The sequence below is a fragment of the Bradyrhizobium sp. Ken51 genome (genome assembly GCF_055807435.1).
Genome location: NZ_JBVVPB010000001.1, coordinates 519,102 through 534,897, shown reverse-complemented (window position 1 = coordinate 534,897; position 15,796 = coordinate 519,102). Strand labels below are relative to the sequence as shown.

Sequence of the window (15,796 nt, the reverse complement as noted above, 5' to 3'; positions counted from 1 at the left end):
TACACGTTGCAGCATGATCCGGCACGGCCGGGTCATGCGCTTTGCAAGTCAAAGAAATCGAGATCGCCGCGATGCGCTTTACTGATATTTTCATCAAACGCCCGGTCCTGTCGGTCGTCGTCAGCCTGCTGATCCTGCTGATCGGCCTGCGCGCGGCGACGACGCTGCCGATCCGGCAATATCCGAAGCTGTCGAACACGGTCATCAACATCACGACCGTCTATCCGGGCGCGTCCGCGGACCTGATCCAGGGCTTCATCACTACTCCGATCGAGCAGGCGGTCGCTTCCGCCGAAGGCGTCGATTACATCACCTCGTCCTCGGTGCTCGGCACTTCGACGATCCAGGTCTACATCAAGCTGAATTTCGATCCGAACCAGGCGCTGACCGAGGTTCTGGCCAAGACGAACTCGGTCAAATATTTGATCCCGAAGGAATCCAACGACCCGATCGTCACCAAGACCACGGGCCAGACCACGGCCGTGATGTATCTCGGATTCTCGTCCGAAGAGCTGTCGGGCTCGGCGATCTCAGACTATCTGACGCGCGTTGTGCAACCGGTGCTGTCGACCGTCGATGGCGTGGCCTCCGCCGACATTCTCGGCGGCCAGACCTTTGCGATGCGGCTGTGGCTTGATCCCCTGAAGATGGCGGGCCGCAACGTGTCGCCTGCGGATGTCGCGACCGCGATCACCGCCAACAACTTCCAGTCCGCGGCGGGGCAGACCAAGGGCTATCTCATCGTCTCGAACGTCTCGACGAATACCGGCCTGACCGACGTCAACCAGTTCAAGAAGATGATCGTCAAGGCCAAGGACGGCGGCTTCGTGCGCATGGAGGACATCGCCACCGTCGAGCTTGCGGCCCAGAGCACGGACGCGAGCGTCGCCTTCAACGGAGAGCACGCCATCTTCATCGGTGTGCAGGCAACGCCGCAGGGCAACCCGCTGACGCTGGTCAAGGGCGTGCGGGCGCTGTTCCCCGAGTTGGAGCGCAATCTGCCGCCGTCGATGAAGATGAAGGTCGCCTACGATTCGACCAAGTTCATCCAATCCTCGATCGACGAGGTCGAGAAGACGCTGGGTGAAGCCGTGATCATCGTGATCGTGGTGATCTTCCTGTTCCTGGCGTCGTTCCGTTCGGTCATCGTTCCCGTCGTCACCATCCCGCTGTCGATGATCGGCGTCTGCACGCTGATGCTGGCGCTGGGCTTCAGCTTCAACCTCTTGACCCTGCTCGCGATGGTGCTCGCGATCGGCCTCGTGGTCGACGACGCCATCGTCGTGGTGGAAAACATCCATCGTCATCTGGAGGAAGGGAAAACGCCGGTCCAGGCGTCGCTGGAAGGCGCGCGCGAAATCGTGGGTCCCGTCGTCTCGATGACCATCACGCTCGCGGCCGTGTACGCGCCGATCGGTTTCCTCGGCGGCCTGACCGGCTCGCTGTTCCGCGAATTCGCCTTCACGCTTGCGGGCTCGGTGATCGTGTCCGGCGTGATCGCGCTGACGCTGTCGCCGATGATGTGCTCGGTGCTGCTGAAGAACACAGAAGAAGGGCGCTTCGCCAAGCTGGTCAACAAGGTGTTTGGCGCGCTAACGCGGTGGTACGGGCGCAGGCTCGACCGCTCGCTCGACTACAAGGCCATCACCGGCCTGTTTGCGGTGACCATCCTCGGGCTCGTCGGCTTCCTCTACATGCACACGTCGAAGGAGCTGGCGCCTGAGGAAGACCAGGGCATCGTGTTCGCGGTGACCAAGGCGCCGAAATACGCCAACATCGACTACGTCGACTTTTACGGCGAGAAGCTCGACAAGGAATTCCAGAAATTCCCCGAGACCGATCTGCGCTTCGTGCTGAACGGCATCAACGGCCCGCAGGGCGGTATCGCCGGCATGCTGCTGAAGCCGTGGGAGGAGCGCAAGCGCTCGTCGATCCAGCTGAAGTCGCTGGTGCAGGCCGAGCTTTCCAAGATCGAGGGCGTGCAGGCGTTCGCGTTCAACCTGCCGCCGCTGCCGGGCGGCCCGGGCGGCCTCCCGGTGCAGATGGTGATCAACTCCACCGCCAGTTTCCAGACTGTCTATGAGCAGATGGAGAAGCTGAAGGCTGCGGCCCGCAAGAGCGGAATGTTCATCGTTTCCGACAGCGATCTCGCCTACAACCAGCCCAACGTGAAGGTGACGATCAACCGCACCAAGGCGCAGGATCTCGGCATTAGCATGCAGAACCTCGGCAGCTCGCTGGCGGTGCTGCTCGGCGGCAACTACATCAACCGCTTCAACCTCGAGGGCCGATCCTATCAGGTCATCCCGCAGGTGCCGCGCGGCCAGCGGCTCTCGCCGGAATCGCTTGCCGGCTACTATGTGACCACCAACACCGGCCAGCAGCTTCCGCTCTCGACGGTGGTGTCGATCGAGACCAAGACCGAGCCGAATTCGCTGACACATTACAATCAGCTCAATTCGGCGACCTTCTCGGCGGTGCCGATGCCCGGCGTGACCGTCGGTGCGGCGGTCGACTTCCTCGAGAGCGAGGCCAAAAACCTGCCGCAAGGTTTCAGCCATGATTATCTGGCTGACAGCAGGCAATATGTGCAGGAAGGCAACCAGCTCGCGATCACCTTCGGCTTCGCGTTGATCATCATCTTCCTGGTGCTGGCGGCGCAGTTCGAGAGCTTGCGCGATCCGCTGGTGATCATGATCTCGGTGCCAATGGCGATCGTTGGCGCGCTGATCCCGCTATTCTTCGGCGTGGCGACCATGAACATCTACACTCAGGTCGGTCTGCTGACCTTGGTGGGCCTGATCACCAAGCACGGCATCCTGATGGTGGAGTTCGCCAACGAGCTCCAGATCAACGAGCGGCTCGATCGCCGCTCCGCCATCGAAATGTCGGCTCGCATTCGTCTGAGACCGATCCTGATGACCACGGCAGCGATGGTGACGGGCCTGATCCCGCTCCTGACCGCGACCGGCGCAGGCGCGGCCAGCCGCTTCTCGATCGGTCTGGTGGTCGTCGCCGGAATGTCGATCGGCACGTTGTTCACGCTGTTCGTGCTGCCGGCGGTCTATGTGGTGCTGGCGACCGACCATCGCGCGGCGGCCGATTCCGAGCGGAACAAGCAGGTCAACGATCTGGACCTCGGCTCCAAGGCGCTCCGGCCGACCTGAGGCCGCAAATCAAGGAACCCGAGGGCGGCAGCGGCCAATCCGCTGCCGCCCTTTTCTATTGCCTCCGGCGCGTCGGCTAGGCCTTTCCCCGCTCGCGAGAGACAAGGTCCGGTCTTCTTGCTAGGTTCGGCGGGATGAGCCTTTCCCTCCACCCCGACACCCCGCAAGCCAGGACGCTGCCAAGCGCGGCGCCGGTTGTCGTCGCGTCCGGCACGACGCCAGGGCAGGGGATCAAGAGCCGGCTCTTCACCAAATATGTCGCGCTGTTCGTGGCTGTCGTCGCGATCGCGCTGCTGGCGAACGGGCTGTTCGAGGTCTTCTTCTATTATCGGGAGCACAAGTCCGCTCTGATCCGGGTTCAGCATGAACAGGCGGAGGCGGCCGCGGCCAAGATCGGTCAGTTCGTCAAGGAGATCGAGAGCCAGCTCGGCTGGACCACGCAGCTGCCGTGGTCGGCGGGCTCGATCGAGCAGCGCCGGTTCGATGCGCTGCGGCTGCTGCGCCAAGTCCCTGCGGTCACCGAGCTCGCCCAGGTCGATGCGACCGGCAGGGAGCGGCTGCGGGTCTCGCGGCTCGCCATGGACGCGATCGACAGCGGCATCGACCTGTCGGACGATCCGAAGTTCACCGAGGCGGTCGCGCACAAGGTTTTTTACGGGCCGGTTTATTTCCGCAGGGAGTCCGAGCCGTACATGACCCTGGCGCAGGCGGGGTCGCGCAAGGATGCCGGCGTCAGTATCGCGGAGGTCAATCTCAAGCTGATCTGGGACGTGGTATCCCAGATCAAGGTCGGCGAGCACGGACACGCCTACGTGGTCGGTCCGGAGGGACGCCTGATCGCGCACCCCGATATCAGCCTGGTCCTGCGCAACACCGACATGTCTGGTCTCACCCAGGTGCGCGCCGCGCTTGCCGGAGGCAGCGCCACGCTCGACGCGCTTTCCGAAGCGCGCAATCTCCAGGGACAGAAGGTGCTGACCGCGTCGGCCCCCATCGCGCCGCTGCACTGGACCATGTTCGTCGAGCTCCCGGTCGAGGAGGCCTATGCGGCGCTCTATGCTGCGTTGGAACGGCTTGCATTCGTGCTGCTCGCGGCGTCGATCTTCGCGGTGCTTGCCGGGATATTCCTCGCGCGCCGCATGGTCGGGCCGATCCAGGCGCTGCGGAGCGGCGCCGAGCGCATCGGCAGCGGCGATTTCTCCCAGCGCATCTCGATCAGAACCGGTGACGAGCTCGAGGGTCTCGCAGACCAGTTCAACCACATGGGCGAGCGCCTGCAGGAATCGTATGCAGACCTCGAGAACAAGGTGGAGCAGCGGACCGCAGAACTCCGGCAATCCCTCGACGATCTTCGCACCGCGCAGGACCGCCTGATCCAGACCGAGAAGCTCGCGTCCCTCGGCCAGCTCACGGCGGGAATCGCGCACGAGATCAAGAACCCGCTCAATTTCGTCAACAATTTCTCGGCGGTGTCGACGGAGCTGATCGACGAGCTCAACGAGGCCCTGCAAGGGGCCTCGCTCGACGGCAAGACAAAGGAAGAGGTCGACGAGCTGACCGGCATGCTCAGGAGCAACCTCGAAAAGGTGGTGCAGCACGGCAAACGCGCCGATTCCATCGTCAGGAACATGCTGCTGCATTCGCGCGAGGGCTCCGGCGAGCATCGCCTCAGCGATATCAACGCGATCCTGGAGGAGAGCCTTAATCTCGCCTATCACGGCGCACGTGTCGAAAGGCCCGGCTTCAACGTCACGATCGAGCGCGGCTTCGACCCCGCGGCGGGCATGGTCGATGTTTATCCGCAGGAAATCACGCGCGTCTTCCTCAATCTGATCTCGAACGGCTTCTACGCCACCGTCAAGCGCAAGGAGAGCGCCGCAGACGCCTTCGAGCCCACGTTGCGCGCGGCAACCAAAACTCTCGGCGACAAGCTCGAGATCCGTATTCGCGACAACGGCACCGGGATCCCGTCGGAGGTGAGGGAGAAGATGTTCAATCCCTTCTTCACCACCAAGCCGGCCGGCGAGGGCACCGGGCTCGGCCTTTCCATGAGCCATGACATCGTGGTGAATCAGCACGGCGGCACCATCGACGTGAACACCGAGCCCGGTGTGTTCACCGAATTCATCATCACCCTGCCGCGCATGATGGCGGCGGGCGACACTTCCGGAGGCAAGACTTGAACGTTTACATTCTGGTCGTCGATGACGAGCCCGACGTCGAGGCGCTGTTCCGGCAGCAGTTCCGGCGCGATTTGCGCACCGGCCGCTTCCAGATGGAATTCGCGCCGTCCGCGCCCGATGCGCTGAAGCTCGCCGCCGAGGTTCGCGATCCCTCGTTGATCCTGATTCTGTCCGACATCAACATGCCCGGCATGAGCGGGCTCGACATGCTGCCGAAGGTACGTGATGCGCATCCTGACGTTCCCGTCATCATGATCACCGCCTATGGAGATGCCGAGACGCGTCGGAAGGCGATCGAGCGTGGCGCAGTCGGGCTTCTGACCAAGCCGATCGATTTCGCGCTGCTGCGGCAGGAAATCGACACGAGGCTCGAGCAAGCCGCATGACCGCGACCATCCTCTTCGTCGACGACGAGCCGGATCTCGAGGCGTTGGTCCTGCAAAAATTCCGTAGGCAGATTCGCGATGGGTCGGTAACGATCATGTTCGCGCGCGACGGCCTCGAAGCGCTGCAATCGCTCGAGCAGAACCCGCATGTCGACATGGTAGTTTCCGACATCAACATGCCCAGGATGGACGGGTTGTCGCTGCTGGCGAAGCTCCAGGAAGCCGAAGACAAGAAGTCCACCATCATCGTGTCGGCCTATGGCGACATGAGCAATATCCGCACTGCAATGAACCGCGGTGCGTTCGACTTCCTGACCAAACCAATCGATTTCGCCGACCTGGAGATGACGATCCAGAAGACTATCCGCCACATCGAAATGCTGCGAGAGGTGCGAGGCCGCCAGGCGGAAGCCGAGCGCGCTCACGCCGCGCTCTCGCGTCATTTCTCGCCCGAGCTCGCCAAGCGTCTCGCGGCAGGGAGCGAAGGCAGGGGGATCGAAGTACAGTGGCGCGATATCGCGACCATTTTCACTGATATTACCGGCTTTACCTCGCTGGTCGAGAGTGCGCCGCCGGAGACGCTGGGCGCGCTTCTCAACGAGTATGTCGGCGGGATGACAGAGATCGTCTTCGCGCATGAGGGGACGGTTGCCAAGATCATCGGCGATGCAATCCAGGTGCTCTTCAACGCGCCCGGGGATCAGCCGGACTATGCGACGCGCGCGGTCGCCTGTGCGCACGATCTCGACGCTTGGGCGGAGGATTTTTCCGCGCGCTGGAAGGTGAGAGGCGTGAATTTCGGTACCACCCGCATCGGCATTCACGCCGGGCCGGCGCTGGTCGGAAATTTCGGCGGCAACCGGTTTTTCGACTACACCGCGTATGGCGACTCCATCAACATCGCGGCGCGACTGGAAACCGCGAACAAGCATCTGGGCACGCGGATTTGCGTCAGTGCCGGCATCGCCGAGGCGGCTGAGAAATTTCGGGGTCGTTCCGTCGGGGAGCTGATGCTGCGTGGACGCAGCGAACCGTTGCGCGCGTTCGAGCCGCTGACGCCGGCCCAATTCGCTGCGCCGGAAACGGCGCTGTATTCCGAGGCTTTTGCCAAGATGGCGGCCGGTGATGCCGCGGCCATGCCGGCCTTCGCCGCGCTGGTCGGCATGCATGCCGACGATACGCTGGCCGGCTTTCACCTGAAGCGCCTGCTCAATGGCGCCAAGGGCATTCGCATGCAACTGGAATAGGAATCCGATATGATTGGTGAATTCTCCGCCGGCAATTACCGCTTCATTCCGTCCGTATTCCAGTATTCGGCCGGTGCGGCCGCGGATGACGGCTACGAGATCGAGCGCGTCCGCTTCGACCGCCTGGTGCCGCTCGCGGAAGGGTTTGCGCTTGCCGCGAAGTATATTCAGGAGGCGGGACGGCCGCTGACGGCGTTCTGCGCCTGCGAGCTGCGCTCGCCCGCGGCCTTCAGCGAGGAAGGCTTTCGCGCGTTCAACCTGCACTATGTGAAGACGCTGTCCGAATGGGACATCTTCGATGGCACTACCAATCCGGTGGCGCGCAGCAATGTCTGTCCAGAGATCGACCCGCCGGCCGAGCCGTCGTTCTATGCGTTCTCCTTCACGCGGCCGACAGGCTCGAAGATGCCGAGCTTCGTGATCGCCGGCGGCGCCGAGGCGCGCGAGGGCAGTGGGACCTATGTCGAGCGCACCGTGCGCTACCGCGACCTCAGCCCGGAAGGCCTTCGCGAGAAGGTGCGCTATACGACGACATCGCAGATGGAAAACAGGATGACGGCCTTCGGCTTCGGCTGGAAGGACACGACCGGCGTGCAGGCGTATTCCGTGCACGACTTCCACCACGCACTGGTCGACGAGCTGGTCCGCCGCGGGGCGTTACGGTCCGGCCTGACCTGGCACTATGCCCGGCCGCCGGTGGTCGATCTCGAATACGAGATGGATTGCCGCCGCGTGATGCGCGAGTTCGTGATCTAGCGCTGGCGCGGATCGAGCGCGTCGCGCAGGCCGTCGCCGAGCAGGTTCAGCGACAGCACCACGAGGAAGATCGCAAGGCCCGGCCAGAGCGCCATCCAGGGCGCCTGGGTCAGGAAGCGCTGCGCTGCGTTGAGCATGCTGCCCCAGGATGGCGCCGGCGGCTGCTGGCCCAGGCCAAGGAAGGACAGCGCAGCTTCGGCGATGATGGCGGCCGCAATCGACAGCGTCGCCTGCACCAGCAGCGCCGGCAGGATGTTCGGCAGGATGTGTGAGAACGCGATCCGCCACGGCGGATTGCCGAGTGCGCGCGCCGCCTCGACATAGTCCTCGGCCTTGACGTTCAACACCTGGCCGCGGGTCAGGCGGATGAAGATCGGGGTTGCCGAGATGCCGATCGCGATCATGGCGTTGCCGAGGCTCGGACCGAGGAATGCGGCGAGCGCGATCGCCAGGATCAGGAATGGGCAGGCCAGCATCGCGTCGGTCATCCGGCTGATCAGCGCATCGACGAAGCCGCCGCGATAGCCGGCAAGCAGGCCAAGCGGAACACCGACGCCTAGCGCAATCGCGACCGAGATGAGGCCCGCGAATAGCGACGCACGCGCGCCGTAGACGACGCGGCTCAGAATGTCGCGACCGAGCTCGTCGGTGCCGAACCAGTGCGCCGCAGTGGGCGGCTTCCGAACCAGGCTCCAGCTCGTCGCGACGGGATCGTAGGGCACGACGAGGGGCGCGAGCAGCGCAAGGCCGACGAACAACGTGATCATGACAAGTCCGAACACTGCGGCCTTGCGTTTGAACAGGCGCCGCCGGGCGCGCCGCGCCGGGCTGTCCAGCTCGTCAGCTTGCGCGATGGGAGCGGCGGGCAGGGCGGCATCGGTCATGAGTCTAGCCCCGCAGCCGCGGATTGACGAGGATGTAGGCGACATCGGCAACCAGGTTCAGCGCGATGTAGACCGTCGCCGTCACCAGCACGACGCCCTGTACCACCGCGTAGTCGCGGTTGAACACGGCATCCACGATCAGTTTGCCGAAGCCGGGAATGGAGAAGATCTGCTCGGTCAGAACCGCCCCCGACAACAGCGTGCCGAGCTCGAGCGCGCCGAGCGTGATGATCGGCGTGAGTGCGTTGCGCATGGCGTGCTTGAGGATGACCGAGCGTTCGGACAATCCCTTGGCGCGTGCGGTGCGGACGTAGTCGCTTTCCAGCACCTGGAGCATGGCGCTCCGGGTGTGCCGCATCAGGACCGCGGAAATCGCGTTGCCGAGCACGAAGGCCGGCATGATGGTGGCGGCGAGGCTCGCACGCCAGTTCTCGGTCAGCGGTACGTAACCGGACGCCGGCAGCCAGCCGAGTTCGATCGAGAACAGGAAGATGAGCATGATGCCGAGCCAGAAATTCGGCGTCGAGATGCCCCACAGCGCGAATAAATTGGCGCCATAGTCCCAGACGGTGCCCTTTTTCACGGCGGAGACGATGCCGGCGGGAATGCCAATCAGGAGCGCGATCAACATTGCCATCGAGCCGAGCTGGAGCGTCACCGGCAGCTTCTGCGCGATCAGCTCGCGCACCGGCATCTTGTTGCGCAGCGACTCTCCGAAATTGCCGGTCAGGACTCCCTTGAGCCAGTAGACGTACTGCACGGGGATCGGCTGATCGAGCCGGTATTGCTGGCGGATCTGCTCGATCACGGCGGGATCGCGCTCCTCGCCGGCCATCACCAGGGCCGGATCGCCCGGCAACAATTGCTGCAGCGAGAAGATCAGCACCGACACGAAGAAAAGTGTCGGCACGATCTGCGCAATGCGGCGGGCGAGGAAATTCAGCATGGCGCCGGCCGCATGTCAGGCGACGCCGTGCTCACTTGAACTTCAGCCCGACCACGCGCACCAGCCCGTCGGGCATCTGCCTATAACCCTGGAGCTTGGTCGTGTGCGCAATCAGAAGCGTGCGGTGGTAGACGTAGATGATCGGCAAATCGTCGAGCAGGATCTTGGCCATCTTTTCGTAGATCGCTTTGCGCTCCGCGACATTGGCGGTCAGCCTTCCTTCTTCCAGCAGCTTATCGGTCTCCGGATTCGAATAGACGCCATCGTTCTGCGGTGCCTTGCTGCGCATGAAGATATAGGAGTTGCCGTCTGGGTCGATGCGGCCGCTCCAGTTAATCTGGAAGATCTGGAACTCGCCGGCCTGGGCCTGCTTGAAGGTGGTCGCGAATTCGACCGCGCGGATCTTGATATCGAAGCCCGCTTCCGCGGCCATCGACTGGACGACTTGGGCAACGGCTTCATTCTCCGCGCCTTTGGGAATCATGTAGTCGACTGTCACTGGCGAAGTGACGCCGGCTTCCTTCAGAAGCGCCTTGGCCTTCGCGATGTCGCGGCCACGAACCGGAAACGCTTTCTGGTAGTAGGGATGGGTGGGGCTGACCCATTGATTGCCCGGCGTGAACTCGCCGTTGAAGACGACCTGGTTGAGGGCCTCGCGATCGATCGACAGATCGAGCGCCTGGCGGACCTTCGCCGATTGGCTCAGCGGCCCCTTGCTCTTGTCGTTGCCAATATTGACCGTGAGGCCGAGATAGCCGAGCTCCGGTGCCGTCGACAGCACGAGCCGCGAATCCGCGCGCACGTCCTTGATGTCGGTGGCGAGCACGCGCTCGATCAGATCGAGCCCACCGGACTTCAGGTTGGCGAGGCGCACCGTGGCGTCCACGATCGGCAGGAACACGACGCGGTCGATATGGATGTTGTCCTTGTTCCAGTAGTCGGCGAATCTCTCGAACACCATGCGGTCCTGCTGCACGCGCTCGACGAATTTGTAGGGACCGGCGCAGACCGGATGCAGGCCGAACTTGTCGCCGGCCTCCTTGGCGGCCTTCGGCGACACCATCATGCCGGAACGGTCGGTCAGCTGGGCGATCAGCGGGGAGTAAGGCGTCTTGAGTACCAGCTTGATGGTCAGGGGATCGACGACCTCGACGTGGTCGACGCTGGCAAGCTCGGACTTGCGGAACGAACCCGGCAGCGTCATGTGACGCTCGATCGAGAACTTTGCCGCTTCCGCGTCGAGCGGCTCGCCATCGTGGAATTTCACGTTGGGCCGCAGCTTGACCGTCATCTCCTTGCCGTCGGCCGAGGTCTCATGAGACAGCGCGAGCTGCGGCACGATGTTGAGCTTCTCGTCGATGTCGAACAGCTTGTCGCAGAAGGCGGAGAACACGATGCGGCCGACATAGGTGCGGCCGATGCTGGGATCGAGGATGTCAGGATCCTCGGCGATGCCGATGCGAAGCGTGGTCTGGGCCTGGGCCTGGGCTTGGGCCGCGCCTATGAGCGACGTCAGCAATGCCGACGCCAGGAGTGCCAAACGCATAGGACTCATCGCTCTCAACCTCTGTTTTACGGCTATGCCGGGTTCGTTCCCAATGAACTAACCCCGCTGCCGCGGACTGCTTCCGGGCCGCCGCTGAAGGCGGCGACCAATTTTTCGAGAACCGGGGAGAAGCCGCCGTCCGTCGGGACGATTGCCTCGGACGACGGCAGTTCCGACGTTCGGTGGCATGCCGTTGCATGTCCGATGCCATCCCGCACGAGCTGAGGCATTTCGCTGCGGCAACGGTCGACGACGTAGGGGCAGCGGGTGTGGAAGCGGCATCCCGGCGGCGGATTGAGCGCGCTGGGAATCTCTCCCTGCAGCACAATCCGGCTGCGCTTTGCCCGCGGTTTAGGCACGGGGATCGCCGACAACAGCGCCCGGCTATAGGGATGGCGGGGCGCGGCGAACAGTGCGTCCGCGGCCGCCGTTTCGACGATCTGGCCGAGATTCATCACCGCCACGTGGTCGGCGATGTGCTTGACCACCGCGAGGTCGTGCGAGACGAAAATGTAGGCCAGCCCAAGCCGGTGCTGGAGCTCGCGCAGCAGATTGAGGATCTGCGAGCGGATCGAGACGTCGAGCGCCGAGACCGGCTCATCGCAGATGATCAGTTTCGGCTCGACCGCGAGGGCGCGGGCGATGGCGATGCGCTGACGCTGGCCGCCGGAGAACTCGTGCGGGTAACGCCGCGCCAGCCGCGGCTCCAGCCCGACCAGCCGCAGAATCTCCTCGACGCGTTCGCGCCGTCGGGCGGGCGGCACCAGATTGTGCAGCGCCAGCGGCTCGGTCAGGATCTGGCCGACGGTCATGCGCGGATTGAGCGAGGCGTAGGGATCCTGAAAGATGATCTGGGCCTCGCGGCGAAAGGCGCGCAGCGCGCCGGCGTCGAAGGCGAGCAGATCGCGGCCTTCGAAACGGATCGTGCCTGCATCCGGCTCGATCAGCCGCAGCACGAGGCGGCTGACGGTGGATTTGCCGCAACCGGATTCGCCGACCAGCGCCAGCGTCTTGCCGGCATCGAGCGAGAAGGAAACGCCATCGACGGCTTTGACATGCGCCAGCGCCCGGCCGAACAGCGAACGCTCGGCGACGAAATGCTTGACCAGGCCATCGACCTCGAGGAGCGCCATCACGACACCAGACGTTCGAGCGGCGCGCGGATGCAGCGCGAGAGGTGGCCGGGACTGACTTCGACCAGCGGCGGCGGCGCCTTGGTGCAGGCGTCCAGCACGAAAGGGCAGCGTGCGGCGAAGCGGCATCCCGCGGGCGGCTGCGCCATGTTCGGGACCATGCCCTCGATCGTGGCAAGCTGTTCGGCGCGATGGTCGAGCCGCGGGATCGAGCCGAGCAGGCCGACGGTGTAGGGATGCTGCGGCGCCGAGAACAGCTCGTCCACCGCCGCGCGCTCGACGATCTCGCCAGCATACATCACCGCGACCTCGTCGCAGACTTCGGCGACGACACCGAGATCGTGGGTGATCAGGATGATGGCCGCGCCGCTCGCCGCCTTCAACTCGCGCATCAGCTCCAGGATCTGGGCCTGAAGGGTGACATCGAGCGCGGTGGTCGGCTCGTCCGCGATCAGCAGCCGCGGGTCGCAGGCGAGCGCCATCGCGATCATGACGCGCTGGCGCATGCCGCCGGAGAGCTTGTGCGGATATTCGTCGATCCGCCGCTCGGGCGAGGGGATGTGGACGCGACGCAGCAGATCGATCGTCCGCTCGCGCGCACTCCTGCGCGAGCCGCCGCGGTGGCGCAGAATCGTCTCGACGATCTGATCGCCGATGGTGAAGCTCGGATTGAGCGAGGTCATCGGCTCCTGAAAGATCATCGCGAGCCGGTTGCCGCGGAGGTCGCGCAGCGTCTGGTCCGACGTCTTGAGCAGGTCGAAACCGTCGAAGCGGATCGCGCCGGAGATTTCCGCGCTCTGTTTCGGCAGCAGGCCCATGATCGCCAGCGACGTCACGCTCTTGCCGCAGCCGGATTCGCCGACGAGGCCGAGCGTCGCGCCATTGGCGACGCTGAGATCGACGCCGTCGACCGCGTGGGTGATGCGGCCGTCGTCGCCGTGAAAACGAATACGCAGTTCGCTGATCTCGATGAGGGGGCTCGGGTTCATGATCGTTTTGCGCGCGCTGCGGCAATGCTGGCGTCGATGACGCTGCGATCGGTGTTGCCGGCCGGGTTCTGCCGCGTCGGCATGGAGGCGCGGAAGTGGACCCAGAGCTCCTGGCTGACGCGTTCGAGCCGCTCGAGCTCGCCGAGCGGATCGGGATGATCGTCGGCGCGGATGTCCAGCGCCGGCCATTCCTCCTCGCCGTGGATCAGGAGCGCGGCGGACTGCTTGCCGCGCTTGTCGCCGCCGGCGGCTTCGCCCCCGCGCATCGCGACGAGCAGGCGGCGTGGGAAGGGCAGGCTGTCATTGGCGATATAGGTTTTTGTGGTCTCGTCGAGCACATCGGCGCCCGCGAGCATGTTGCCCGCGATCGAGAAGCCGCTGCCCGCAATGTGCCCGCACCAATCGACGCAGTCGCGCCCGGTATGCGCGGCAATCGCGCCGCTGGCGTCCATGATGTGGATCTGGCGGCTCTCGCGGCCATCGTCGGTCGCGAGCAGGGCGGCAAGCACGTCGTGGGCGTTGAGACCCTCACGCAGCAGCTTGAGGCCGTCGATGCCGTAATAGGGGTTGACGAAGGCCTGCGTCGCAATAGCACCAAGGCCCGCCGCAATGTAGGGGACACGCGCGCCGACGGCGAAGAAGCGCGTGGCAACAGCGATGCCGAACTGGCCGGTAGCGGAATCGCGCGCGATGATCGACCAGGTCATGTGTTGCCTTTAGCGCCCTGCGGCGTAGCCCTGCATGCCGCGCGGATTGGCGGCGGCGCGGCGGCGCGGTCCGACGCGCGAGGCCGCGGTGAGGCGGCCTTCCGACCAGTCCGGTCCGACCTCGACGATATGTCCGCGTTCGCGAAGATTGTCGATCGTCGCTTTCGGCACACGGTTCTCGACCACGAGCACGCCGGGGCGCGCGGTTCGAGGCCAGAACGAGATCGGGAAATGCTCGGAGTGCCAGGCCGGGGCGTCAATCGCCTCCTGGAGATTGAGGTTGCAATGGACGTGCCGCAGGAAAAACTGCGTGATCCATTGATCCTGCTGGTCGCCGCCGGGCGAGCCCCAGGCGAGATAAGGCTCGCCGTCGCGCAATGCCATGGTTGGGGACAGCGTGGTGCGCGGCCGCTTGCCCGGCGCGAGCGAGCTCGGTTGATTCTCCTCCAAATCGAACATTTGTGCGCGGCTGCCGAGGCAGAAACCCAGCTCGGGAATGACAGGTGAGGATTGCAGCCAGCCTCCCGACGGCGTCGACGACACCATGTTGCCAGCCTTGTCGATGATGTCGAAATGCACGGTGTCGCCGCGCACCTCGCCGAAGCGCCCCACGGTTGGTTCGCCGGCGCCGAGCGCGCCGACGGCCTCGCGTTGGCCTTCGGCGCGGCGCAACTTGACGACGCCGCCGAAGCCCTCGACCGCACCAGGCCGGAGATCGAGCGAAGCCTTGTCGGTGACGAGCTTGCGGCGCTCGTTGTTGTAGGCATCCGACAGCAGCGTTCCGATCGGGATCTCGCTGAACTCAGGGTCGCCGTAGAATTTTTCGCGGTCGGCGAAGGCGAGCTTGGCGCATTCGATCTGGAGATGGATGAATTCCGGCCCGGTCGGGTCGAGCCCATCGAGCGCAAAACCCTTCAGCAGCGCGAGCTGCTGCAGCGTCACCGGTCCCTGGCTCCAGACCCCTGCCTTGCAGACAGTGTAGCGGCCATAATCGTAGGTGAGCGGGGCCTCGACCGTCGGCTGCCAGCGCGCCATGTCATCGGCCGACAGCACACCGCGATGCGGCGAACCGCTGACGTCCATCACCTCCTGCGTCCGGCAGAATTTGTCGATGGCTTCCGCAACGAAGCCCTGCGACCAGGCCTTGCGTGCGCGCTCGATCTCGGCGTCGCGACCGCCGCCGCCGCTTTCGGCCTCGCCCAGGATTCGTGCGTAGGTCGCTGCAAGTGTCTTGTTGGTGAAGAGCGTGCCGGGTTTTGGCACTTCGCCGTTCGGGAGATAGACGGCGGCTGACGTCGGCCAGTGCTTGCGGAATAATTGCTCGACGGTTTGGATCGTGGCGCAGGCGCGCTCGACCAGCGGATAGCCGTCGCGCGCATAGGAGATCGCGGGCTCCAGCACGTCGCGCACGCGCATCGTGCCGTAGTCACGCAGCAGCATCATCCAGGACTCGAAGGTGCCGGGGACGCAGGCCGCGAGCAGGCCGGTGCCAGGCACCATGTCGAGGCCTTCGTTCTTGTAATGCGCGATGGTGGCGCGGGCCGGGGCGGGACCTTGGCCGCAGATCACCTCGGTGCGGCCGCGCTTCACGTCGTGCACGATGATCGGAACGTCGCCGCCGGGGCCGTTCAGATGCGGCTCGACCACCTGGAGCGTGAAAGCGGTGGCGACGCCGGCGTCAAAAGCGTTGCCGCCCTTTTCCAGGATAGCCATGCCGATAGCGGTCGCGATCCAGTGCGTGGTCGCGACGACCCCGAAGGTGCCCTCGATCTCGGGGCGTGTCGTGAAGGGATCGGGATTGACGATGCTGGCCATGGACTACCTCATTTGCGGCGCGCGCAATTGATCACAG

Annotated in this window: 12 protein-coding genes; 5 read left to right on the top strand and 7 right to left on the bottom strand. The window is 64.5% G+C overall.

What is annotated here, in order from left to right; translation table 11 throughout:
- The first annotated feature begins 71 nt into the window (after positions 1–71).
- The 5 genes from AC0L27_RS02330 (at position 72) to cnbZ (ending at position 7,739) form a co-directional block, all read left to right on the top strand.
- Positions 72–3,167 carry a MexW/MexI family multidrug efflux RND transporter permease subunit gene (locus AC0L27_RS02330; protein WP_354207346.1) on the top strand — a complete coding sequence of 1,032 codons (3,096 nt, stop codon included), beginning with the start codon at positions 72–74 and terminating at the stop codon, positions 3,165–3,167.
- 134 nt (positions 3,168–3,301) lie between these two features.
- Positions 3,302–5,350, top strand: coding sequence for a sensor histidine kinase (locus tag AC0L27_RS02325; protein ID WP_354207136.1), 2,049 nt, complete (start codon positions 3,302–3,304; stop codon positions 5,348–5,350).
- Positions 5,347–5,736, top strand: a complete 390-nt coding sequence (locus tag AC0L27_RS02320; protein WP_275170483.1) for a response regulator — start codon at positions 5,347–5,349, stop codon at positions 5,734–5,736. The genes AC0L27_RS02325 and AC0L27_RS02320 overlap by 4 nt, the downstream gene beginning before the upstream one ends.
- Positions 5,733–6,983 (top strand): adenylate/guanylate cyclase domain-containing protein, encoded by a 1,251-nt coding sequence (locus AC0L27_RS02315; protein WP_275170484.1) that lies wholly within the window; start codon positions 5,733–5,735, stop codon positions 6,981–6,983. Before AC0L27_RS02320 ends, AC0L27_RS02315 begins: the two co-directional genes overlap by 4 nt.
- A 9-nt stretch (positions 6,984–6,992) precedes the next feature.
- Entirely contained in the window at positions 6,993–7,739 is a 747-nt protein-coding gene (cnbZ, locus tag AC0L27_RS02310; protein WP_275170485.1) for a 2-amino-5-chloromuconate deaminase CnbZ, read from the top strand.
- Here cnbZ and AC0L27_RS02305 read toward each other — a convergent pair.
- Genes AC0L27_RS02305 through AC0L27_RS02275 form a run of 7 tightly spaced genes read right to left on the bottom strand, consistent with a single transcriptional unit; the run spans position 7,736 to position 15,759 of the window.
- Entirely contained in the window at positions 7,736–8,623 is an 888-nt protein-coding gene (locus tag AC0L27_RS02305) for an ABC transporter permease (protein WP_354207133.1), read from the bottom strand. The two genes, cnbZ and AC0L27_RS02305, sit on opposite strands and share 4 nt — an antisense overlap.
- Positions 8,624–8,627: 4 nt before the next feature.
- A complete protein-coding gene (locus AC0L27_RS02300; RefSeq protein ID WP_275170487.1) occupies positions 8,628–9,569 on the bottom strand; it encodes an ABC transporter permease in 942 nt (313 codons plus the stop codon).
- Positions 9,570–9,600: 31 nt separating this feature from the next.
- A complete protein-coding gene (locus AC0L27_RS02295; RefSeq protein WP_473317889.1) occupies positions 9,601–11,124 on the bottom strand; it encodes an ABC transporter substrate-binding protein in 1,524 nt (507 codons plus the stop codon).
- Between the two features lie 23 nt (positions 11,125–11,147).
- A complete protein-coding gene (locus AC0L27_RS02290; protein WP_275170489.1) occupies positions 11,148–12,248 on the bottom strand; it encodes an ABC transporter ATP-binding protein in 1,101 nt (366 codons plus the stop codon).
- A complete protein-coding gene (locus tag AC0L27_RS02285; protein ID WP_275170490.1) occupies positions 12,248–13,237 on the bottom strand; it encodes an ABC transporter ATP-binding protein in 990 nt (329 codons plus the stop codon). Before AC0L27_RS02285 ends, AC0L27_RS02290 begins: the two co-directional genes overlap by 1 nt.
- Positions 13,234–13,944, bottom strand: coding sequence for a DUF1028 domain-containing protein (locus tag AC0L27_RS02280; protein WP_275170491.1), 711 nt, complete (start codon positions 13,942–13,944; stop codon positions 13,234–13,236). Before AC0L27_RS02280 ends, AC0L27_RS02285 begins: the two co-directional genes overlap by 4 nt.
- Positions 13,945–13,953: 9 nt before the next feature.
- On the bottom strand, positions 13,954–15,759 hold the full coding sequence (locus AC0L27_RS02275) for a gamma-glutamyltransferase family protein (RefSeq protein WP_354207127.1): 1,806 nt from the start codon (positions 15,757–15,759) through the stop codon (positions 13,954–13,956).
- Positions 15,760–15,796: the final 37 nt, after the last annotated feature.

Bases quoted from the DNA above. Each gene is read 5' to 3' on its own strand.
- AC0L27_RS02295 (WP_473317889.1), bottom strand. From the start codon at position 11,124: ATGAGTCCTATGCGTTTGGCACTCCTGGCGTCGGCATTGCTGACGTCG.
- AC0L27_RS02290 (WP_275170489.1), bottom strand. From the start codon at position 12,248: ATGGCGCTCCTCGAGGTCGATGGCCTGGTCAAGCATTTCGTCGCCGAG.
- AC0L27_RS02280 (WP_275170491.1), bottom strand. From the start codon at position 13,944: ATGACCTGGTCGATCATCGCGCGCGATTCCGCTACCGGCCAGTTCGGC.
- AC0L27_RS02285 (WP_275170490.1), bottom strand. From the start codon at position 13,237: ATGAACCCGAGCCCCCTCATCGAGATCAGCGAACTGCGTATTCGTTTT.
- AC0L27_RS02330 (WP_354207346.1), top strand. From the start codon at position 72: ATGCGCTTTACTGATATTTTCATCAAACGCCCGGTCCTGTCGGTCGTC.
- AC0L27_RS02275 (WP_354207127.1), bottom strand. From the start codon at position 15,759: ATGGCCAGCATCGTCAATCCCGATCCCTTCACGACACGCCCCGAGATC.
- AC0L27_RS02300 (WP_275170487.1), bottom strand. From the start codon at position 9,569: ATGCTGAATTTCCTCGCCCGCCGCATTGCGCAGATCGTGCCGACACTT.
- AC0L27_RS02325 (WP_354207136.1), top strand. From the start codon at position 3,302: ATGAGCCTTTCCCTCCACCCCGACACCCCGCAAGCCAGGACGCTGCCA.
- cnbZ (WP_275170485.1), top strand. From the start codon at position 6,993: ATGATTGGTGAATTCTCCGCCGGCAATTACCGCTTCATTCCGTCCGTA.
- AC0L27_RS02315 (WP_275170484.1), top strand. From the start codon at position 5,733: ATGACCGCGACCATCCTCTTCGTCGACGACGAGCCGGATCTCGAGGCG.
- AC0L27_RS02305 (WP_354207133.1), bottom strand. From the start codon at position 8,623: ATGACCGATGCCGCCCTGCCCGCCGCTCCCATCGCGCAAGCTGACGAG.